This window comes from Paenibacillus sp. SRL342 (assembly GCF_984798905.1).
The window spans coordinates 6107422-6130913 of record NZ_OZ481790.1; the positions used below are offsets into that span (position 1 = coordinate 6107422).

13 protein-coding genes are annotated in these 23492 nt (G+C 47.3%); all 13 read right to left on the reverse strand.

Translation table 11 applies throughout. From position 1 onward, the window contains the following. Window positions 1-5: 5 nt before the first annotated feature. The 13 genes from AC4E8D_RS27040 to AC4E8D_RS27100 all read right to left on the reverse strand — a co-directional run bounded on the left by AC4E8D_RS27040 (window position 6) and on the right by AC4E8D_RS27100 (window position 23489). Window positions 6-1028, reverse strand: a complete 1023-nt coding sequence (locus tag AC4E8D_RS27040; protein ID WP_221820670.1) for a BtrH N-terminal domain-containing protein — start codon at window positions 1026-1028, stop codon at window positions 6-8. Further along, window positions 1025-1588 carry a hypothetical protein gene (locus AC4E8D_RS27045; RefSeq protein WP_490205403.1) on the reverse strand — a complete coding sequence of 188 codons (564 nt, stop codon included), beginning with the start codon at window positions 1586-1588 and terminating at the stop codon, window positions 1025-1027. Before AC4E8D_RS27045 ends, AC4E8D_RS27040 begins: the two co-directional genes overlap by 4 nt. Window positions 1589-1620: 32 nt before the next feature. Then, the gene (locus tag AC4E8D_RS27050) at window positions 1621-3387 is read right to left on the reverse strand and encodes an ABC transporter ATP-binding protein (protein WP_490205404.1); all 1767 of its coding nucleotides are present in this window, start codon (window positions 3385-3387) and stop codon (window positions 1621-1623) included. After that, complete coding sequence (locus tag AC4E8D_RS27055) at window positions 3384-5129, reverse strand: ABC transporter ATP-binding protein (RefSeq protein ID WP_490205405.1); 1746 nt, start codon at window positions 5127-5129, stop codon at window positions 3384-3386. The genes AC4E8D_RS27050 and AC4E8D_RS27055 overlap by 4 nt, the downstream gene beginning before the upstream one ends. An 11-nt stretch (window positions 5130-5140) precedes the next feature. Continuing rightward, the gene (locus AC4E8D_RS27060; protein ID WP_221820662.1) at window positions 5141-5614 is read right to left on the reverse strand and encodes a hypothetical protein; all 474 of its coding nucleotides are present in this window, start codon (window positions 5612-5614) and stop codon (window positions 5141-5143) included. Further along, window positions 5601-5870 (reverse strand): acyl carrier protein, encoded by a 270-nt coding sequence (locus AC4E8D_RS27065; RefSeq protein ID WP_221820660.1) that lies wholly within the window; start codon window positions 5868-5870, stop codon window positions 5601-5603. The genes AC4E8D_RS27060 and AC4E8D_RS27065 overlap by 14 nt, the downstream gene beginning before the upstream one ends. Continuing rightward, complete coding sequence (locus tag AC4E8D_RS27070) at window positions 5871-9527, reverse strand: amino acid adenylation domain-containing protein (RefSeq protein ID WP_490205406.1); 3657 nt, start codon at window positions 9525-9527, stop codon at window positions 5871-5873. It abuts the gene before it with no gap. Between the two features lie 85 nt (window positions 9528-9612). Beyond that, window positions 9613-10872, reverse strand: coding sequence for an ACP S-malonyltransferase (gene fabD / locus AC4E8D_RS27075; protein ID WP_490205407.1), 1260 nt, complete (start codon window positions 10870-10872; stop codon window positions 9613-9615). A 30-nt stretch (window positions 10873-10902) separates the two neighbouring features. After that, complete coding sequence (locus AC4E8D_RS27080) at window positions 10903-11928, reverse strand: HAD-IIIC family phosphatase (protein ID WP_076212928.1); 1026 nt, start codon at window positions 11926-11928, stop codon at window positions 10903-10905. Continuing rightward, window positions 11925-13082, reverse strand: coding sequence for an acyl-CoA dehydrogenase family protein (locus tag AC4E8D_RS27085; RefSeq protein WP_339185458.1), 1158 nt, complete (start codon window positions 13080-13082; stop codon window positions 11925-11927). The genes AC4E8D_RS27080 and AC4E8D_RS27085 overlap by 4 nt, the downstream gene beginning before the upstream one ends. Before the next feature lie 80 nt (window positions 13083-13162). Continuing rightward, on the reverse strand, window positions 13163-13405 hold the full coding sequence (locus AC4E8D_RS27090) for an acyl carrier protein (protein ID WP_076212934.1): 243 nt from the start codon (window positions 13403-13405) through the stop codon (window positions 13163-13165). 83 nt (window positions 13406-13488) lie between these two features. Then, window positions 13489-14334 carry a 3-hydroxyacyl-CoA dehydrogenase family protein gene (locus AC4E8D_RS27095; protein ID WP_221820648.1) on the reverse strand — a complete coding sequence of 282 codons (846 nt, stop codon included), beginning with the start codon at window positions 14332-14334 and terminating at the stop codon, window positions 13489-13491. Between the two features lie 47 nt (window positions 14335-14381). Then, complete coding sequence (locus AC4E8D_RS27100) at window positions 14382-23489, reverse strand: SDR family NAD(P)-dependent oxidoreductase (protein ID WP_490205408.1); 9108 nt, start codon at window positions 23487-23489, stop codon at window positions 14382-14384. Window positions 23490-23492 lie beyond the last annotated feature (3 nt).

Consider the following 23492-nt stretch of genomic DNA (forward strand, 5'->3'; position numbering starts at 1 on the left):
TACCCTTAACTGGCAACAAGATGTTTGACCAAGTCATGGGCCTCTTGTTCCAGAGCTATAATTTCTCCGATTTTACCCAGCACTCGATCTAACATATGATATCGACGATCCAGATCCAGGTATTGACTTTTCAATGTCATATTAGCCGCGAGATTCCATCGTTGCGCAGCATATTCATACGTCTCCACCAGTTGAGAAATATCCGGATTGTACGGTATTCCTTCTCTTAGGAAATGGCCATACAAATATCTGTTATTACTTATGCCCGCCAAGTCGCCATACATATTGTCCAGATATTCTTCCGTCAATGCGGATGAATCTTGCATATGCTGACGTGTAGCGTCGATATACCTTTCAATGGCAGGCAAACCAACATGCGGATTAACCAATTCATACCACTCAACCTGTTTGGTTAGCTGCCCGGATATTCCATCCATGATTTCATGATTTTGTTGAAGCATTTCGTAGAACTCTCTCTCTTTCACCTGCTCAACGGCATTCCCAACATCTAATGTAGCATAACGATAACGCGTACCCTCACGAATTAATGGCGTCTGACCTAGATCAAGCGCTTCAAATAACGTCTGTTCATCCATATTACCTTTCAAATGATAAAAATCATCAATAAACTCAAACTGTCCATCTGCATAGTCGGACAAGACAATACAATGCGACGAATGAAGTAATTGATAAAGTGAATTGTATTTCATGTAATATACATCAACCCATACAATGACTGCTTCGTTTTGCTGAAGCAACGTCATGATTTCCTGGATAACCTCGATCCGTTCGTTTGTTCTGACGATATTCAAATCAATATGATGAATGCGTTGAAACTCATTTTCAACAGTCATATAAGTAGGGACAAGTTTCGGGGTGCCTCTCTCCGGGTCTTCATGGTACATCATCCCGCATTGCTTCCATACCGCCAGGAAGTTCGTGATTTCTTTATAGTTGAGAATGCTGCTTACACATAGGGTAAAGCAATCTTCACCTTCTGTATGTGCTTCTCTTGACTGAATATTCATATACTCCACTCCTTCCCTAAGGTTAGTGCAAAGATATGCATGCATGGATTGTCTGGCAATAGGATCTTGTCAAATGAAATGGGTTCTTCCAGCGTAATCTGCTGGAACCAAATAATAGGCTGTTTGGATGTCAGTAAGATACCCTTTTGTGTACACATCCCGCTACATTGAAACATAATTTCTTCATTATAATGTGGGCTCGTCTCGGTCCAGTTTGTCAGATCCAATGACGCTCTTCCCATCCGCTCTCCGGCTCGTTCAAAATCAATGAATTCATGGTATGAACCATTATCTGCCGCACCCAGAATATATAATGTCGAATATAGATCCAATGGTACTGGAATGCGCTGCCTATCCAGTTCTATATTATTAAATGCCTGTCTGCGTAAAGGAAAATGAAACGGAACATCCCGCCATTGCACATTCTCCTGATCAGGAAGTTCGTCTCCAGGGTATGAGGAACCAAAGGTCGTGAAATTCCCTATCTGGTTTATATCCAGATAGCTAAAACCATTGTTATTATAGTGCTCTTCCAAAGGTAGTGGACAATAGATGGTCATGTCATTAACCTCCTAGAATCATTCTATTTACGTCAGGTGACAGTTGACCCGACACCTTGCCGCTGCTCCTTGAACAACGTGTCATACACCTCATGCCGCCCGGCCAGTTCCAGATGAGTGCCCGTAGCAACAATCTCTCCCTGATCGAGCACAATGACTTGCTCGGCATCCTGAATAGCTGAATACCGGTGGGCGATCACAAGCACCGTCATATGCTGTGCGATCCTACGGATCACCTCATTTATTTTCCGTTCCGAGTCATTATCCAGTGCAGAGGTTGCTTCATCCAGAATAAGCATTCGGGGTCTTGTTAACAGCACCCTCGCAAGCGCCAAACGCTGCTTCTGGCCTCCGGACAGCTTAATACTTGACTCACCCAGAACCGTATTATACTTGTCAGGCAATTCTTCAATGAAGTCATCCAGCAAAGCCATGCGGCAAACCTCTCGTATCTCTTCTTCTGTAGCCCGTGGCTGTACGAGTCTGAGATTATCCATGATGGACATACTGAACAAGGTATTCTCCTGCATAACCACCCCTATATGTTGATAAAGGTAGTCTGATCCCAAGTCACCAATGGGCTGTCCGTCAACGAGAATAGCCCCTTGCTGTGTTTCATTCTGCCCTAGAATAAGTTTGATTAACGTGCTCTTACCCGAACCACTTCTGCCTACGATCGCTGTATAATCACCAGGCTGGATGTTCAGATTAATCTCATGCAAGACATCACTTTGATTCTCCTGATAACGAAAGGAGACATCCTTGAATTCGAGATGCCCTTGGAACTCTGGAAGTAGTCCGAGCTTTCTCTGTGGTACAACGGGAAGTTCCAGCAATTCAACGATCCGTTCAATGGAAGGTGTCACATCATGAAGTTGAACATTGGAGGCATTAATTTCATTAATGTTGTTAATCATCTGTTGATAGTATGTCAGAAAAACAAGCAGTCCCCCGATTGTTAATTCTCCCTGAAAAATCAGCAACCCGCCGATAAAATAAAGATTCATCTTATTAATAAAGTCATCCTGAAAGGTGTAGTACAGCTCATTGGCATACGTATATGCCAGATGTCGGAATTTGATTTTGCCAAAACGTTTCCAATACCCCACAAACTTGATGGATTCTTTGCGTTGCATATTCAGTGCCTTGATTTCCTTCCAGTGTCTGAAGCTGTTCGATATCCATGTCTCATATTCTCCGGTAGTCTGGCGGAATTCAGAGACCAGTACTTTGGCTTTTTTGCCCAATCGGGAACTAATGACAAAGGAAATGGGAAGCATAACAAAACCCAGCAAAGCCATCTTCCAATTCAGCGATAACAGAATAACCACATACGCTCCTACGCTGATCCATTTGAACGTATAATCAATCAAATGCAAAAAGATAAAGTCTTTAACCAGTGTGACGTCTCCATCCAGCCTATTCTTCAGATCTCCCGCACTATATCGCTCATATAAAGTTGGCTTCATGCGCACTAATCTTTTCCACATGTTCAGCTGCAAATCGAGCTTAGTTCGACCTAATAACCGGTTACTGAACAGCGTTTGTAAACCCAGAGCGGTTGTCTCCAACGCAAATAAGCCCAGGTATCCAGCAAGGATATAGGGTAACATTCCAAGCTCCCGTCCAACCATGACATGATCAATGAGCAGCTTGTACAGATAAGGGATCATGAGCGCAATAGCAGTCAAGGCCAATTTCAGTGTACCTAGAATGAAGATTTGACGGTTCGCATTTTTGATAAATGGCTTAATCTGTTTAAAGAGTGCATACCGGGAAGTTGACGGTGTCTTCGTCACGACATCAGTCCCTCCTTCCGGATGAAATCTTCTGCAAATAACTCACGGTAGTGCTCGCTATTCTCCAGCAGATATCCATGCGTGCCTGTAGCCACAATGCGTCCCTGATGTACAACAGCAACCCGATCAGCATTCAGGATGGAGGATAAGCGATGGGCGATGACAATCGAAGCACGATCCTTGCTCAATTTCTGCCAGGAAAGCTGGACCGCTTGTTCAGCTTCATAGTCCAAAGCGGAAGTGGCTTCGTCGAATATAATTAATTTGGGTTGTTTCAGAAAAATGCGGGCAATAGACAGACGCTGCTTTTGTCCACCGGAGAACTCCATTTCCCCTACACCAATAACGGTGTCCAGACCCTGAGGAAGAGAACGGATAAAGTCTCCAATATAGGCCTGATCACATGCCTCCAGCAATTGATCATCATCCGCATGAGCGCTGCCAAGCATCAGATTGTAACGGATGGTTTCATGGAACAGAATGGCCTCCTGCTGCACAATTCCTACTCTCTTGCGCAGTCGAGACAGAGAATAGTCATCTATATGCCTGCCACCAATTCGAATCTCCCCTTCCTCCGGGGTGTAGAAACCGAGCAGCATGTTCACAATCGTTGTTTTGCCCGAGCCACTCTTACCTACAAGCGCAACAGATTCATGAGCACCGATCTCCAACGTGAGACCGTCCAGCACATAGGGACCCTGTTCATCATACCGAAATCTCACTTGCTTGAATGACGTCTCCCCATTTTCCATCTCAACTTCAGATTGACCACCGCTCCTCTCCGTCTCTTCATCCAGAAGATCAAAGACTTTGCGGGACTGTACCGTCAGCTTGGGCAGATTCACAACCGCCTCGTAGATCATCATCATGGATTGATTATTCTTGGTCAGATACGACATAATGGCAACAAAGGCTCCTGCCGTAAGCTGTCCCTGAACAATAAGCACACCCGCAATGGCATAGATACACAGATCTGATAGCAAAAAAATAAATGCATTAGAGCGGGTAGACATCCATTTCATGACTTCTGTCTGATTGTCGAGACGAATAACGTCTGCGCTCTGTCCCGTGAACAGTGTAGTGACCCTTCTGCCACTCCCCAACAAACGAATATCTCTCATGCCTTGAAGCATCTCCAGCATCCAGCTGACAAAATGGCCGTATTTCCCACGCAAAATGGTCTGCTGCTTGGTCATCTTACGATTAAAATACTGTGATACCCAGACCGAAACCGGAACCAGCACCATCATGGCCAGGGCGATATACGGATTGAGATAAAATAAAAAAACAAACGAAACCAGCAATTTCGTAAATGGAGCTGCCATCTGAAAAATGATTAACTCTATTAACTGCATGACAGAATCCGTGTCTCTTGTTAGACGTGTGACCAGATCACCGGTCTGGGCTTTTTGAAAATAAGATGCTTTAAAATGAAGAATACGATCAAATAAACTTTTTCGAATATCAAATAGAAATTTAACATTCAGGTAGATCCAGATGGATTTAATGATCCAACTTAGAGCCCTTACACCTACATACAAAGCAATATAAGTCAAAATAACATAGCCGAAGAAATGAAGATTACGGTGATAGAATACTTCGTCGATCAAGATGGCAAAAATAAGCGGTCCAATCAGATCCACCACCACCATGATTAGCTCGCAGAACAACATGGTAATCAAGCTGATTCGGTAGGGTTTGGCGAATGTACGGATTCGTTTGCTCAGTGAAATATTCTCCATGCCATCCTCCTCTAGGATATCCAGCTCTCAAGTACGGTCTGGCTCTGGGATTGTACCTCGGTAACAATCGAGAACTCGGTTGTATGGGATAACTTCATCCGCTCCGCCAGCTCTTCATTCCATACACCTTCAGCTGTAATTCGAGTCGTAGATGATGTGGGGTCCTGGTTAACCTCAAGGATCTGGGCAGCGTAACGTTTACCTTGTTCCTCTGTGTACCAGATCAAGGAGTCACCCTTCTGAAACCCCGTAATAGGCTCTTCTGTAAATTCAGCTATAATGTGTACTTTGACATCCTCCCCTTGCAGTGATTCAGACCCTGCAGTTGCCGTTGCCGTCTCACTGCGCAGATAGGAGGTCGTATGGAATTGCATGGCTAACGTCACTAATGCTGTCACAGTTAATCCAATAATGATAAGTGCAGCCACGGGTAATTGAATCGAAAGCCGGAACCAGATCTGTCCGATTCGTTTAGTCCGGCTCATGTTCCGAATCTCCTTCAATGAGGCTGACCAGGTAATCCCTGAAATCGGCTATGGTGTCGGTTTGCACAAATGCCAATTGATCATCGTCTATCTCAATGTTGAATACTTTCTCCATCTCCACCACAATTTTAATGTAATCGAGTGAATTCGTTCCAAGTTCCCCCCAGGCTTGATCCATCTGAATATCCGTTCCATACTCCATAACCTTGTCGATGACCTGTATTATTTGAGTCTCCAATGTCATGATTTCACTCATTCAGATCCTCCCCATCATGTGAGATTTAACCAACTCATCGTAATACTCCCGTTCAAGCACACTTATATTTCTGTATATCTCAGGGAGTTTATGAAATGATGTTGGTTTATATGAAGAAGTAAGCACATACTTGGCCAGAACTGCGCGAATGTCACTCCACTCCATGACAATGCGCTCACGAATATGTGTCAATCTGGAATCCGCGCCAGTTAGATTGGCACAACGATACACCTCGGCCTTTTTGGCACTAATCAATTTATGAAGCGAAATGACCCAATCCTCCGCTATGGAAGACACCACATGTTGATCCTGAACAACGGCCTCAAACTGTGGCACACTCTCCTCCAGTCTTGCCAGACTGTTCTCTATCCGCTCCTGTTGCTCTTCAATATGATCCACATAGATCTTCCAGTAAGCCTCCAACTGTTTCGAACTGGCATCTCTTTGATGTATCACCGGATAATGCTTATTGTAGAACGTATAGAAGGTGTGATTTTCCATATTAAAATGCTCGATATAGCCATGATAGCTATCCGACAGATCCTGGTAACTAACAATTCGTTCTTCATACGACAAGTTATCATGATGCTTATGCTCCATCACGGTAAACGTCTGGTTGATCGGATCAGCACCGTATACAAGCCAGGTATGTGGAATATGCTTTTTGAGATACGTATCATTGCGTATGGATGTGTAGTAGACGTCAACCCAGACAATAACCGGTTTGTCATTCAGAACCGCTCGACTGACATCCTGTATAATGTCCTCGCTAGCTTTTACCATTTCATAACCAATGCCCAGATCGTCCAGAATGTCTGTATCCTTGCGACAGGAGAAGAAACCATTCACAAGAAATTGCTTATTCTCAGACCATAGATACTCATCCACATGATGGATGAAAAACGGATGTATGCTTTTGTTCTGTTGCAATACAATGGGAAATAGAGAGTTATAGAAGCATAATTTGAAAAAGACTTCGTTAAAAGGCTGATATCCACCGGAATGGGCTAGCTGTGAATGCTCCATACCCAATGATGATGACGTCTTGTTAACCTTTACAACGCCAGATGGCTGTCCGTTATTTTCACTTTCATATGAATCGGCAAGCCCGGGATTCTCTTCCAGAACTGCTGCAAGCATCCTTATGGTGGGATTGTCATACAAAATGGAAGGCAGGACCCGAATACCGAGATTCTCCAGTTCAACCTCCATTCGGATCACAAGCAGGGAGTGCCCGCCAAGCTGAAAGAAGTCGTCGTCAATACCGATCCGTTCCATCTCCAGCAATGTACGCCAAACTTGCACCAGTTGGTGTTCCAGCTCATTCGTAGACGGTGCATAGTTCATGCCAAAATGTAATGACTGCTTCTGGTTCAATAACTCTCGTGTATCTATCTTCCCATGGATCATTCGCGGCATATGTGATATTTGAATATATCTTGAAGGCAGCATATATTCGGGCAACAATGACATCAGATATTGGCGAATATCCATGACATACAGTTCCGTATCGGCCACAATATAAGCGGTCAGCACCTTCTCACCTTCGACTCCGGTCGTCAGTACAACACATTCGTCAATTGGACCGTAACGGTTCAGATGTCGCTCTACTTCTGCCAATTCAATCCGATGACCCCTGACCTTAACCTGCTTGTCCATCCTTCCCAGAAACAACATGCGGCCTTCCGCTGTCCACATTCCTATATCCCCTGTGCGAAACATCCGCTCTCCTTCAACAAACGGTGACTCGACAAACTTCTGATCTGTCAATTCCTGCAATCCTATGTACCCGCGAGACACCCCGTTGCCCGAAATACATATTTCTCCGGGTACGCCTACGGGCAACATTCGTCCATGACGATCTCCAATGTACACAAAATAACCTTGAATAGGGCGCCCCACTGGAATCGGATCAACAGTCTCTGATGACAGCTTCTCATAGAGTGCACATACCGTCGTCTCGGTGGGGCCGTACGTATTGTATACATTGGTATAGGTGAGCAGATGTCCAATATCCGCCATCTTCAATACATCTCCACCGCTGATAATGGTGCGAACACTCGCAAGATTGGGCATCCGGTTAAGTTCCCTCAGGATATGAGGTGTAGTGCTGACAAGGGTGACCTTGTGTCTGTCCAGTAACTGCACCAGTCCGTGGATATCCAGCAGTTGTTCTCGTTGAACTATAACCAGTGTTGCCCCGGCAGTTAATGCAGGAAACACTTCTTCCATATAAGTATCAAAGGTACTCGCTGCTTGTTGAAGCACCTTGTCTGTTGAATTTAGTTGAAACTCGGCTTGAAAAGCGTTCACGTATGCACTCAGATTTCGTTGCTCTACTCCGACCCCTTTGGGCTCACCCGTTGAGCCGGACGTATACAGAATGTAGGCTAGACCATTCATGTCGGGTACGAAACTTAAACCACTTCCATCTTCTATTCTCCATGGGGCAGCATCCAGCTCAATCATTTCTATGCCTGAGCCTGAAGGCATAGCCAATGTCATCTCCTCTAAAGCTCGATGTACATTCGTTTCCAACAGTCCCGTAAGAATAATGCGGGCATCCAATTCCATTAAAATATGGCGTATACGCTCCATGGGATATTCAGGATGAAGAGGAATATAGGTTCCTCCTGCTTTGAACACCGCCAGGATTGTAATGATTAACTCCATGGAGCCTGCCATCATAACGGGGACTGGACTCTCCGCAGTCACCCCAGAAGCAATCAGGAGACGGGCAAGCTGATTGGATTGCTCCTCCAGAGACTGATACGAAATCTGGCGATCTCCCTCTATAACCGCAGTCTGGTTGGGTGTTCTGTTTACTTGTTCAAGAAATAGAGCACAGACAGAACGTGCCTCCGGCAGGAACAAACGTGGACTCCTGTTCCATCTTTCCATGATTTCATTCTCCTCTTCCAGAGAAAGGAGCTGACTCATGGATAGCGGTTGGTCTGGTAAGGCTGTTGTCTGTTCCAGCAATCGTATGTAGTGGGAACATAAACGCTCAGGTTGGCTGGATTCAAGGGATATGGCACCATAACGGAGAGTCATCTGAAGTCGTTGATCTACCCGGTCAAACGCCAGTGAACAATGGGCTCCTTCATCCAGAATAGGTTCCTCATGGATTCCTTTCATATACAGGACCGTCTTCAACTCGCACTCCTCGGGAAGCCGCCCCAGCTTCTCTGCCATCTTATCGTAAGGAAAATGCCAGTACGTTCGGGCGGACATGACTTCAGATTTGGTATGTAATACCAATTGTCTGAACGATGCTGTCTCGTCTACTTTTCCACGAATTGCGAGCAAGTGGGAACTTCGAAAATCTTCGACTTGTTCTGGAGTCAGGGGCATACCCAGCAACATATCTTGATGTCCATAATAACGATACAACAGATGTTGAAATCCCGATAAGAGCAATATATACAACGCCAAATTTGACCCCCCACTCATGCGGATCAATCTTGCGGACAATTCATCTGGAAAGGATAAGGAAAGGATCTGTACGTTGGGTTCTCCAGTCTGTATCGAAGGTTGCAGAATTCCATCAAACAACGTTCCAATATGAATATCGCCATCTAGTTGTTTCTGCCAATACGCTCGTTCTTCCTTAAATTTATCACTCGACATCATAACATTAAGTAGATGGATATCCATGATCTCACCCCGAATACATAGTAAACCGGCACAACAAGTGTTGATCACACCTGTCCTGCCGGTTGATTGTTGTACACGTGCTTGTTTATGCCGTAGTAACTTTCAGGTCACTCCACAAATAATACTGCCCCGTCTCGTCCAGGATCTGGTGGAACCAGTCATCCCGTTCTTCCTGCTCTACTTGTTTGGTTTCGAATATCGTTCCGAGCCATCCCAGCGACTGTTTCATCTGCTCCGTAGTCGGGGCCTGATCCGCCGCCTCAAGCTCCTCTTGAAGCTGTTGAATCTGTTTATATGGCTCAACGACTCCTTTTTGATATTCCTCCTGATCCCAATTCCGATTAGGTGTAGCTACAGCCGCAGCCATACATTTCGTTACTACCGTTGGTCTCGGTCTGGATACAACAGCCTGATCCAGTAACTCTTTCAGTGCTTTACGATCCTCTTTCTGTCCGTAGGCAAAAGACTTCATACCGAGCTTATCCATTTCTACCAGTCCGCTCAGGACATTTTTGGGTCCAAGTTCAATCGTCAGCGTAACTCCATGCTTCTTGAGATATTGCATCGTCTGTGCCCACTTGACCGGCTGGGACAGCTGCCTTTGGAGAAGTCCCGTAATTCGCCCGGCTTCGGTGTATGGCGTGGCGGTAACATTGGATACGACAGGCCACTTGAATGGATGGAAACGATAATTGGCAAGTTCCACCCCAAGCTGTTCACCAGCCGACTCCATCAAGCGGCTATGGAACGGCGCACTCATCATCAACGGGGTTGTCTGGGCATCCTGGTCCAGCAGGATGGATTCCACTTGTTCAATCGAATCCTGATGACCGGATATGGCATACTGGCTCGAAGCATTGTAACAGGAAATCGCAGACCAAGCCGTATCGGTTGACACTTGCTCGCAGGCTCTGCGGATCATCTCCTCATCGGCGCCATCAATGATGGTCATGGCTCCATCTGCTTCATCTGCGATAAGTTCCGTCAATTCCCCGCGTCGCTTGGTGATCCGCACAGCATCACCAAATGTCATAGCACCGGAGCACGCTAGAGCTGCATACTCACCCAGGCTGTGGCCTGCGCAGAATTGCGGGTTGATCCCGATCTCCTCCATGTAGACACGATAGGCAACCACACTCGCTGTCAACAATGCCGGCTGCATATTGGAAGGTTTGTTCAGATCAAAAAGGCTGCCTTCAAAACTCAATTTGGCCAAATCAAAGCCCAGAATATGGTTGGCTTCTTCATACGTTTGTCTTGCAATCTCGTACTGATCATAGAAGTTTTTCATCATCCCTACATATTGAGAACCTTGCCCTGGAAACAGAAATGCTATTTTTTCCATTGATTAAACACCTCGCCTCTTAGATTGGGTTTACGCGATAACTTCCATGGACACATACGCAGGCTGATCCTGGATCATGCTTAGATCACTCTCAAACAAATAAAAATCTCCGTTCTGCTCAATCTCACGGAATCCGGCAAATTTGTAAGTGATCATCATCGTACGATTGCGATCTGTTGATACAAACTCGGCCTGCAAACGGACATTCGCTTCCTTAGCCATACGCATCACATGATGCAGCAGCAATGTACCTGCTCCTCTGGACATGACGCGGCAGGACACCAACAGCAGTTTCAGTGTCCACACTTCGTCATTTAATTCGAGCAACGCCAGGCCGATTTTGCCATACGTACCGTACTTGTCTTCCAGTCCCGCAATCAGCAGTTTGTGGCGTGGAGAATACCGGAATTGATCGAGTTCCTCGTAAGAGTAGGTATAACCTGTGGCGTTCAGTTGATGTGTTCTGACCGTCAGTTCTTCTGCACGCTGTAGATCCCCTTCCTTCACTTCAGAGATCGTGAAGATCATGCCAAGGGAGGCCAGGAATTCATCCTGAGTACCTTCGAACTCCTCCTCCTTCTCATTGCGGGCAATATCATTCATATACATCTTTCTGCGTAAGGCAGAATCCTCGGTAATGAAACGTGGCTTCATCTCATCCATATCTGTTAATTCAAGATAGGCCATCGCATCGATACAGAGGACGTCGGGGTGAGTGAATAATACTTCCTCACGTTCGAAAGGCTGATCATCGATAAAAGCAATCGTGTCCATTCCGATATTGATGGATTCCACGATGGTTTTCACAGATCGGGATTTGGCATTCCAATTGATTTGTGGATAGATAAAATATTCGCGTAGACCGAATTCTTCCAACTTGGCCATCGCCAGTTCATGATCGTTACGGCTGGCAATCGATTGCAGAATTCCTCGTTCATCCAGAGTACAGATAACTTCCACAATATTTTCTTTCAGCGTGACCTGTTCATCCTCCAGCAAAATTCCGTTCCAAATCGTATGGTCCAAGTCCCAGATTACACATTTTATTTTTTTCATGACAGAACAGCCTCCTCTTGTACGGATTCATAGGTACTCGCAGCATATGAAGCAATAACCATTTCATGCATTTGTGTGGTGCCCTCGATAATCTCATTCACACGAGCATCCCGGTAAAATCGCTCCACCGGATACTCCGCACTACAGCCCTTGGCTCCATGAATCTGTACCGCACGGTGCGCTACCTTATTGACCATATCTGCCGCATAGTATTTCGCCGTCCAGGTTTCCATAATGGAATCCGGGTCCATCACTTCTTTCAGATATCCGGATTGATAACATAAAAGCCGCGCCGCTTTCACATCCACTATGATCTCCGTCAGCATTTTCTGAATTAACTGATTTTCCTGCAAGAGGACTCCGAACTGACGGCGGCTGCCTGCATAACTCAGCGAAGCATCCAGACAGGCTTGTCCCAGTCCAACACAGCCCCAAGCTACGGTATAGCGACCATAATCCAAGCAATGCAAGGCCACCATAGAGACACCTATACCTGAACTCCCCACCATACGATCGGATTCAACGTAAACATGCTCCAGATGCAGTTCCGCCAGCATCGAGCCTTTAACCCCCAACATCCCGTTGATAGGCTGTATCTTCAATCCTGGGTTGTTCCGTTCCACCAGGAACGCGGTTGGTTTATCATTCACCTGGGCAAAGATGAGAAATAGGTCAGCAAGCTGACCCATCGTGATCCACTTTTTCTTCCCGTTCAACACATATCCTTCGCCATTGAATTCGGCTACGCTCTCGATGCTTTTGGCATCACTACCAACTCCGGGTTCGCTCAAACCAAAGGCTCCAATGACTTCACCCGAGGCCAGACGTGGCAACCAATAGGAACGCATCTCTTCAGAACCAAACTTCTGAATGGCTATGGCAACCATACCGTGAACCGTAAGCAGACTTCGTACGGATGAACATCCTCTTCCGATCTCCTCGTTCAGCACCCCAACCGATATCGGATCAAGCCCCATACCTCCATATTCCCGAGGAATCATAGAACCCAGATAACCTGAGGATTTCAGCGAGTCGATCACCTCTGGATGAAGCCGTTCTTCTCTATCGTGCAAGCCTGCGTACGGGACGATATATTGATTGGTAAATGATGCAGCATCCTGCTTGCAATGTAACTGCTGTTCGCTCAATTCCATTTTCAACACGTTAACCTCCTATAATGGGACCGGATGAATGCACATTTTTCACACTGTACTGGGGAGAGAATCGGCGGCTTTTAGGAACTGACCGTCTTGCTCTCAATAAGCTCAACGATGGCATTAATGGACTTGAAGTTCTGCAAATCCAGATCTTTATTGTCGACACGAATGGAGAATTCCTTCTCCAGAAACATAACCAGCTGCATCGCAAACAACGAATTCACAAAACCAAGGGCAAAGATGTCCTCGTCGTCCTGAAGCTCATGCTTTTTGAAAAAACGACCCAAAAACTTGCGAACTCTACCTTTAACTTCTTCCATGTGTATAACTCCCTTTCCCTCATTAAAATGGTTTTGAATACGCAATAAAGCTTGTTTATGCCATGAATTATTCATGTCGTTGATTAGTAACTATAGAAACCTTCCCCTGATTTTCTTCCGGTCTGTCCGGCGTGCACCATCTTTCTCAGTAAAGGACAACAACGGAATTTTGGGTCCTGGTAGCTCTCATACAGCACATCAAGAGAATCCACAACGGTATCCAAGCCAATTAAATCCGCAGTCTCCAAAGGTCCCATCGTATGGCCGTAACATTTAACAAAAATATCATCCACCTCACGTGCTGTAGCCACCTGATCCTGAAGAACAAAAGCAGCTTCATTCATAAACAGATGGGAAATGCGGTTTGAGACAAATCCGGGATAGTCGTTAACCAGAATCGTCTCTTTACCGATCGATGACAATAGTTCAGTTACTTCTTCAATGGTACGTTCCGAGGTATGCATCCCCTTAATCACTTCAACGGCTGATTTCAAGGGAACCGGATTCATAAAATGGGTACCAATGACCCGATCAGGCCGTTTGGTTAATGCCGCAATTTTGGTAATCGAGATACATGAAGTGTTCACCAGAAATATGCATGCCTCATGACAGATCGAGTCGATCCGGCCGTACACTTCCTTTTTGATGTCCCACTGTTCATTCACATTTTCAACGATGATATCCGCTTCACGAAGCATCTCCAGTTCTGTCGTCATATGGATGCGCTCCATAATAATCTCCGGGTCTTCCAGTCCCTCTACTTTCTTGAATAACTTTAGCATTCGGATATTGTTATAGATCTCTTCTCCGGCGATCTCCAGCACTTCATCCTTGATGTCCACCAAGACAACTTCATGACCTGTCTGTGCAAAACTTTGGGCTACACCGCGGCCCATCACCCCTGCTCCAATTACCCCGATCTTCTTCATCGTCCCTGTTCCTCCTGTTTGTGGGGGAGAAGCCGTGCTCTCCCTGATCAGAAATTAAAATCAAGATCTTCTGCGGCTGAATCGTAAGAAACCAGCATATGCTTGCTGCTTTCCAGTTCAATCTCACCAAGCTTCTGTTCCGGATGAAGCAATAACTGTTGCAGCAGCGCTACATAATCGTGAAGCATCTTCTCCGCCGTTTCCCGTTTGAAGAGCTTGGTCCGATACTCCAGATTAAATCGCAGCTTGTCATGTTTCTCGATGATTTCGAGATACACGTCATAACGGCTTTCCGCAGCTCCAAACTCATACGGAGTTGTGGTGAATTTGCCGACTGTAACGTCCACTGTACCTACATTCTGAAGTGCAAACATCGCATCAAATAAAGGATTGCGGTGTCTGTCTCTGTTCAGGTTAAGCTTCCGCACCAGATCCTCGAACTGAAACTGTTGATTCTCGTAAGATTTCAAGGCAGCTTCCCTAACTTCAGCCAGCAGTTCCAGGAATGTTTTCCCGGATTTTGGTTTGGTACGAATCGTGATGATGTTAATAAACACACCAACAACATCCTCCAGATCGGCGTGAGATCTGCCCGCAATGGGAGAGCCTACAACGATATCATCCTGATCTGCATATTTAGAAAGCAACACGTTGTACGCTGCAAGCAGCAACATAAACAAGGTTGTTCCTGTCTTGGCAGCCATGCGATCCAGATCCATAGTCAATGTTTCATTGCCGATAAATACAACCTGATCTCCTTCGAATTCATTAGCCAAAGGACGAGGATAATCGGTAGGCAATTTGAGCTGCGGGATAGAATCCTCATACAGATTCAGCCAATACTCTTCCTGTTTGAGCAGAGCACCGGAAGAGAGCAAGGCATTATGCCACACCGCATAATCTTTGTACTGGATGGTGAGTGGTTTCAGCTCACGCCCTTCATACAGATCTATGATCTCCTGCATAATGATGTCCATCGACATGCCATCCGTAATAATGTGGTGCATGTCAAAAAATACGGCGTGTACACGATCATCAAGCTTAACCACCTCAAAGCGGAACAAAGGCGCCTGATCCAGCTCAAAAGGTTTCACGAAACCAAGGAGCTTCTCGGTGAGTTGTTCCCGAGTGGACTCCGAGTAACCGACGTTGAAGTCGACCTGGTCCCACACCTTCTGATATGGAATTCCGTCCAGAAATTCAAAGGAAGTCCGGAAAGATTCATGACGTTGAATCAGCTTGCGAATGATCTGTTCAAATGCCCCGTGCTCAAAATCTCCCTCCATGATGGAGGCTCTTGGGATGTTTGCATTGGTATTTTGACCCTCAAGCCGGTCCAGAACTACGAATCTCTTCTGCGCAGAAGAAACCGGGTAATACGGTTGGGGCTCCACACGAGTCAGCACAGGCAGTGCTCCCTCGGAATCTCCGCTGATGGAGACACCATAAGACTCTTCCAGATAAGCAGCCGATTCCGCAATGGTTGGATACATCAGGATCTCTGCTGTATTCACCAGGATCGACAACTCTTTGGTGAGACCATTGGCGATCTTGAGACCCAAGATGGAGTCTCCACCCAGCTCATAGAAATCATCATAAATACTGAGTTCATTGACCCCAAGTGACTTACTCCATAATCGACCTAAGGCGCTCTCAATGATGGAATAATCTTCGTCTGTCCTGCCCAACAACTTCATGTCGCCCGATTCTTCCTGTGCACGACTGGCATTCCCCTTGCGTCCGGTTTCAATAGCTTCGCTAATGTCAGAAGAGAACAGCATGAGCGGCATGTCATCAGAGACATGCTGATAGATTCCCTCCCGGTTAAGTTCCCCGATCAGAACCTGGGTTACATCCTTGCCCATGGCTTCTTGCAGTCCCTGTATACCTCTGGCCGTCGTAATCGCCTTGAATCCCCCATCTGAATTGGCATGAAAATCCCGGGCCATGCCGGTTTCTTTCCACGCGGTCCAGTTCACGGCAAGGGTGGACAGACCTGCCTGCCTGCGATGTGCCGCAAACGAATCCATATAGGCATTGGCAGCAGTATAGTCTCCTTGTCCAGGTTCACTAAAGAACGTTGTAGCCGTTGAGAACATGACAAAGAAGTCCGGATGGTCCGCACGTGTCAGTTGATCCAAACTCCATGTCCCCAGCACTTTAGGCCGCATGACACGTTCAAAGGCTTCACGTTCTTTGTTCATCAGGAAACCTTCTCCAGCCACACCAGCACCGTGAATGATACCAGACACGGGTCCGTGCTGCTGTCTGATCTTGCTTAGCACCGATGCGAGCTGAAGAGGATCAGCAATATCTACGCTGTATAGATGTACTTCTGCGCCCCGAGCTTCCATCTCTTTGATCCGCCCAATCTGAGCAGTTAACTTGGTTTCCTCACCTGAGGACAGCACATCTTCCCATGTTGCCCGTTCTGGAAACGGTGAACGATTCATCAACACAAGTTTGATTTTCTCCGGCGCCAAAGACAATGCACTCGCCGTCTCCAGTCCAATCCCGCCTGTCCCTCCAGTGATGAGGTACACGCCACCTTCACGCATGTGTATCGGTTGGTCGGGCAGCAAGGAAATTGGGATTTCACCCAGCTCCTGGACATATCGACGCCCCTTACGATAAGCGGCAAGATATAACGTGTCAGGATCACGAATTTCCTGCAACCATTGATCTAGTGGTGTCTCGTCATCGATATCAATGCTTCGACAGCGGAATTGATTCATCTCATGGCAGATAGTCTTGCCAAGCCCAACCATGGGTGCATGCTCTGGACGAATGTACGGCTCACTGCCTGTAACGCTTTGTGTACAAGATGTCACCAGTACCAGATCGACTGGTCGTTTGAAATGAATCTTGGACATCGCTTTGGACAGATAAAACAGACTATACACGCCGCGATCAAGCGACTCCTCCAATTCGCCCACAGTACCTTCATCCGCATGCTGATCCAGTGCAAAGAAATGAAGGAGCTGCGAGATTTTATAAGGCTCTACCGCTCGAATGAACCGTTCATAATCTTCTTCACATGATCGAATGGTAAATTCGGCGTTGGCTTGATTGGTATAGGACTCTCCGCGGTAAACCTTGATCACGAGCCGCCCTTCCGCTTCCAGTTTCCCGGCTACGGATGAGGCAATACCACTTCTATCCATCAATATCACAACTGGCTCTGTATTGCCTCCATGCTGATCCATTGATATTCGATTCATTTCTTTCCACATAGCCGCATAATGCAGTGGAGCCGCGGCCTCTTCTATAGAGACCTCACGCAGCTGTGGACGTTCGGGAATATGGATCCAGCAGCGCTTCCGTTCCAGCGGATACGCGGGCAAGCTGACTTTGCGAGCATGTTCACCTGCGTACAGTTCTTCCCAGTCCGCATCTGCTCCCTGTACATACAGATGGGCAATCTGCTTTAACAAATACTCCGAATCGCGTCCATCCTGTACAAAGCTCTGAATGGCCGAACGCATTAATTGGCTCAGACCCAATTTTTCCGATTCGGTCATTTCACCAGCTGCCCTATCCTTCTTACTCTTGGGAACAGTACGATGTTCACCGAACTCAACTCCCGGCAGTGCAATGGATTGGAATGATCTGTTCTCCAGCTGTCTCAGCGTATTCAGCAAACCTTCCGTATCCCGTACCATAAGTGATAACCGGAACGGGTAATGCCCCCGCCCTGTGCTTGCTGTACTGCACATATCTACGAGTTCATATCGCTCGTTTCGGTCCAGCAGACGAACATATTCAGCAACCAGCCGCTGAAGTGCCTCTTCGGATCGAGCAGACAATACCAGCAAATGAGGACGTGCTGGTGCAGATACAGGTTTAATCACTGGTGGTTCTTCCAGGATGACATGACAATTCGTTCCACTGATGCCAAATGCGCTGACACCGCAGCGACGAGGTCCGTCCTTCACCTTCCACGGTCGTAATCGTGTATTCACATATACAGGCGAAGCATGAAAATCAATATTTCGGTTTGGACGGTTAAAATGAAGATTCGGCGGAATCACACCATGCCTGACAGCAAGTGCCGCCTTGATCAGGCTGATCATACCTGCTGCCTCAGAGGTATGACCCAGATTGGTTTTAATGGAACCGACCGCACAGAATTGACGTCGATCCGTGAATTGTCGGAACGCATTTTGGATGCCTTTAATTTCAATTGGGTCACCCAGTGCGGTTCCTGTGCCATGCGTTTCCATGTACGTGATCGTTTCGGGATGAATACCTGCCTGTTTCCAGGCCTTCGTAATGACTTCCTGTTGAGCCGCTGGATTGGGAGCCGTAATGCCGGCTGAACTGCCATCCTGATTCATGGCAGTGCCTTTGAGAACAGCGTACACCTGATCCCCATCCCTAAGCGCGTCCTCCAGTCTTTTTAGCATGACTACTCCGATGCCTTCACCAAGCCCGGCACCATCAGAGTCATCATCAAATGCTCTGGTCTTTCCGTCACCAGACTCCAGACCCTGGAGCATGTTTTCGTTCTTTTTGGTGATCGGCATGGTTGAGATTTTGATTCCACCCACTGCGGCCATGCTGCACTCTCCGCTTAACAGGGCACGCGAAGCAATATGCACCGCTGTAAGGGATGAAGAACAGGCCGTATCCACCAACATGCTTGGCCCTTTCAAGTTCAGTAAATACGATATGCGAGCAGGAATGATGGATGGTGTGTTACCCACCACGGCATCCGGCAGAGCGCCCAAATCCGTCTCATATATAAATCGTGAATACATATCAACCGTGTTTGTTGAATAACCCAAATAGACCCCGGTATCCGAACCGGCCAGTTTCCCGCCGCCGTAACCCGCGTCCTCAATGGCCCTCCACACGGTCTCCAGGAAGAGACGCTGATTGGGATCTGTCAGACTCGCTTCTTTCGGTGATAATTTAAAGAATGAATAATCGAATAAGTCAATGTCTTCTATAAAAGCTCCCGCTTTGGAATCCAGTTCCGGGAGGTCCAGCCTTGTATTTTGCAAATACCAGTCCAGATCTTGTTGTCGTCGTTCCGGGAGAGGACGGATATGATCCACCTTGCCTTGAATATGCTCCCAGAATTCGAATACATCGGTTGTGGAAGCCACATTCAGAGCCATCCCTACAATGGCTAAATCCCCGGACAATGGCCCAGAAGCCGTCTGCCCTGTATGCTGCTGATCTTGAGGACACGTCTCTGCTTGCTTCGCATTTTCCGGTGATGTCTGTTCTTCACTGGTTGCAGAAGCATCCATGTCGCCCAGTACAGTAACCGTATCTTCTTCCGATTCACCATGTTCCTTGAATATATATTCAGCCAGCTTGTGAATCGTCGAAAATTCAAACAAGTCCGTTACGGCAAGAACGCCAGGGTATCTTTTGGAAAGTCCCGCGTGAATTTTCAACAGCAGAATGGAATCAGCACCAAGCTCGAAAAAGTTCTCATAGATATCGATCTCGTCAAATCCCAGAACTTCTTTGCATACGCTGGCAACATGCCGTTCAGTAGCCGTATATCCTCCCTCGATCTTGCCTGATAATTTCACTTCACCGCTTGAAGTACTTCCAGCCTTCTTGGTCGACCTCGTTTTGGAAGCAGCACTTTGCAGATATTCAGCCACTTTGCCACTGAGTTCTGTGGACAATCGAACCTGCATTTTATCCAGCAAACGAACGCCGCCGCCACTGAAGTTCAGTTGCCCGATCAGCACCCTGCGAATGGAGGAGTTCATGGCTTGTTCCAAACCTCTTATCGCCTGTGCTGTAAGGACTGTTTTGAAGATGGTATCTGCGGTGAAACCAGCATCCACCGACATGCCAGTCTCTTTCCATGTTGTCCAGTTCACGGTGAGTGTTCGTTTTCCTCTCAAGGAACGTTCATCGGCGAAGGCATCCAGGTAGGCATTAGCCGCCACGTAGTCTGCTTGCGTTACGCCACTGAACATCGTCGCTACAGAAGAATACATCACAAAGAAATCCAGATCGTCACTGTGAGTCAGTTCGTCCAGATTCCAGGTACCATATATTTTGGATGCCAGCACTTCGCTGAATCGTTCTTCACTTCGATCTACCAGAAGTTGATCTCCACCAACACCCGCACCATGAATGATTCCATGAATAGCACCATAACGTGTACGCATATCCCGAATTACCCGATCCATCGCTTCCCGGTCAGCCACATCCGCACTGTACCAGGAGACTTCCGAACCTGCGGCCTCCAGCTCCGTAACAGCTGTAATGAAACGGCAAAGCTTGGCTTGACCGGGCTGATTCATCAGGTTATCCCAATGTACACGCTCCGGTATCGGGGTGCGATTGATCAGAGCCAGACGCACGGGAGCTTTGGAAGCCAGGAAACGCGCTGTTTCCAGACCAATACCACCGCCACCACCTGTAATCAGGTACACGCCCTGAGGGCGTACAGATATTGGGGTATCCCCTGCAACCTGCACACGCGTAAATTCTTCAACGTAACGTTGTCCACCACGATACGCGATCAGATAGTCCCCCTGATCTTCTGTCCCCAGTGCTTCCTCGATCCAGACATCTGCAGGGGTATCAGCATCTATGTCAAAGGAGCGGAAAGAAATGGACGGATGCTCACGGTTCAACACCTTGCTTAAGCTCAGGAATGGCGCATGTTCTGGCCGCTGAGCGTATTCATCTCCCGTAATATGGTGAGCATTCATTGCAATCAGTGTCATACCAGCAATCTCGGCAAAGTCACTTCTCATCAGAGCACGTACCAAATAATACACACTGTACACACCTCGGCGCTGACTGTTCTGCAATTCATTCAGACTTTGAATACCCAACTGCCCGGTATCCAGAGAACAGCCAACATGAATGATGTGATCCACCGACTTGCCCCGAAGGCTTGCAAAGAGAAGGTCATAATCTGACTCCTGATCACCAAGTGTATATCGATTATCACTCAAGTCTGCATAAACAGAGCCCAGGGCTGCCCGGATCACCTTCACTCCAGTACGTGCAAGCACATGGGCTACAGAATCAGCTGCACCGGACCTGCCTTCCATCAACAATACCGTTCCCGGTAAAACGGAGATCCCGCTACCTGTACGTTTCCACTCATCAGTTCTCCATTGCATCGTATAATGAAATTCTTCTGTGTCTTGTTCAGACACTGCCGCGCCTCTGTCGATACAACTGGATACCAATTCGTCAGGGAGATCAATCCAGCAGCGATGAGATTCGAAAGGGTACACAGGTAGACTGACCCTACGCACCTCCGTACCTTTGTACAGTTCCACCCAATCCACATCGGCCCCTTGGACGTATAACGAACCAAGTTCGGATACGCCTGCCTCATCATTCCACTCGGAAAGGTTAATGCCTTGTGTAATCTCCTGTACCCGTCGATCGAGCTTCTTCCGTGACGCTGCTGTCATGTCACCAGGTTCCAGCTGTGATTTGCTGGCAGGTACAATCTTGTGCTCCCCATAGCTGAACCATGACTCAGGTTCATTCCACGTTTCCGCCAAGGATAGCACTTGCAGCTTCAGTCCCAGATCCGCAAGATTCGCTGCCACTATAGCCAATCTGAAGTTATAGTGTCCTCTGCCAACACTCGCGGTATAACACAGATCCTGCAGATGGCAGGCGGGCGGTTTTTCCTGTATTAAACGGCTATATGTTGTGACAAGGTCCCGCAGAGCTGGCTCAGACTTGGCGGACAACACGACCAGACCTATTTTCGCATAAGAAGCGTCAGCAACCGTGGCAACCGGTGCTTCTTCCAGCACCAGATGGCAGTTCGTTCCGCTAAAACCAAAACTACTGACCGCACAGCGCATCGGAGATTCTTTTCCTTCCCATTTGCGGAGCCTGGTGTTGACATACACGGGCGATGTCTTGAAATCGATCTGTCCATTGGGCCTGTCAAAATGAAGTGACGGCGGGATTTCACGGTTTTTGATAACCAGTGCCGCCTTGATCAGACTGACCAGACCTGCCGCTTCATAGGGATGACCCATATTCGATTTCACAGTACCAATCGGACAAAACTGCTTCTTATCCGTGTACTTCTGAAAAGCAAGCTCCAAGCCTTCAAGTTCCAGCGGATCTCCCAGTTTAGTACCCGTTCCATGGGTCTCAATGTAGGACAAGGTCTCGGGGTGAATTCCCGCCTGATCCCACGCTCTAGATATCACATCAGCCTGGGCCTCCGGATTGGGAGCAGTGATTCCAATGGAAGCTCCGTCCTGATTAATGGCGCTGCCTTTGATGACTGCATAGATCTGGTCCTTGTCCTTGAGCGCTTTACTCAACGGTTTCAGTAATACGGTAGCAACCCCTTCGCTGATTCCAGCCCCATCCGATGAATGATCAAAGGCTCTGGTCCGTCCATCCGATGCTTCAAGTCCCCCGCGGTAATATTCCGTATCCAGAGGCATCAGGTTCACACGCAATCCACCAGCAAGTGCCATATCACAGTCACCATTCCGAATGGACTGGCAGGCAAGATGCACGGCCACCAATGAGGATGAACAGGCGGTGTCCACCACCATCGAAGGGCCTTTCAGATCCAGAAGATACGAGATTCGTGCAGGCATCATGGCAGAAATATTGCCCACAGCCGCATCCGAAGTTAACTGGATATCAATATCCTGGATCATTCGCAAGTAGCTGTCCTTAATATTGCTGGCAAATCCCAGGTACACACCTGTCCGGCTGCCAGCCAGGCTTTTCCCACCATATCCCGCATCCTCAAGAGCACTCCAGGCCGTTCGCAGGAACAGCCTCTGAAAAGGATCCATTAGTGCCGCGTCCCGTGGGGGTATCCGAAATAATTTGTAATCAAATTGATCGATGTCTTTCAGATAGGAACCATCACTATATTTGATGTCCTCTCCATAGCCCGCATATCGGAGGTACGCATCAATATTTTGACGACGAGAGTCTGGAAAATTGGCAATGGAATCACAGCGATCACGGATGTTGTCCCAAAACTCGCCGATATTATCCGCAGACGGAAGCATGGCCGATATGCCAACAATGGCGATTCCCTCAGAGTCGCTTCGCTTCCCCTCCGATTTCAATCCTTTGAGCAGTTGGGCGGCAACTTGCTTATCAATCTTGCCCGCAGCTGCATTCTCAATAATGATTCTCAGCATCTGGCTTGTTTGGTTCATCGG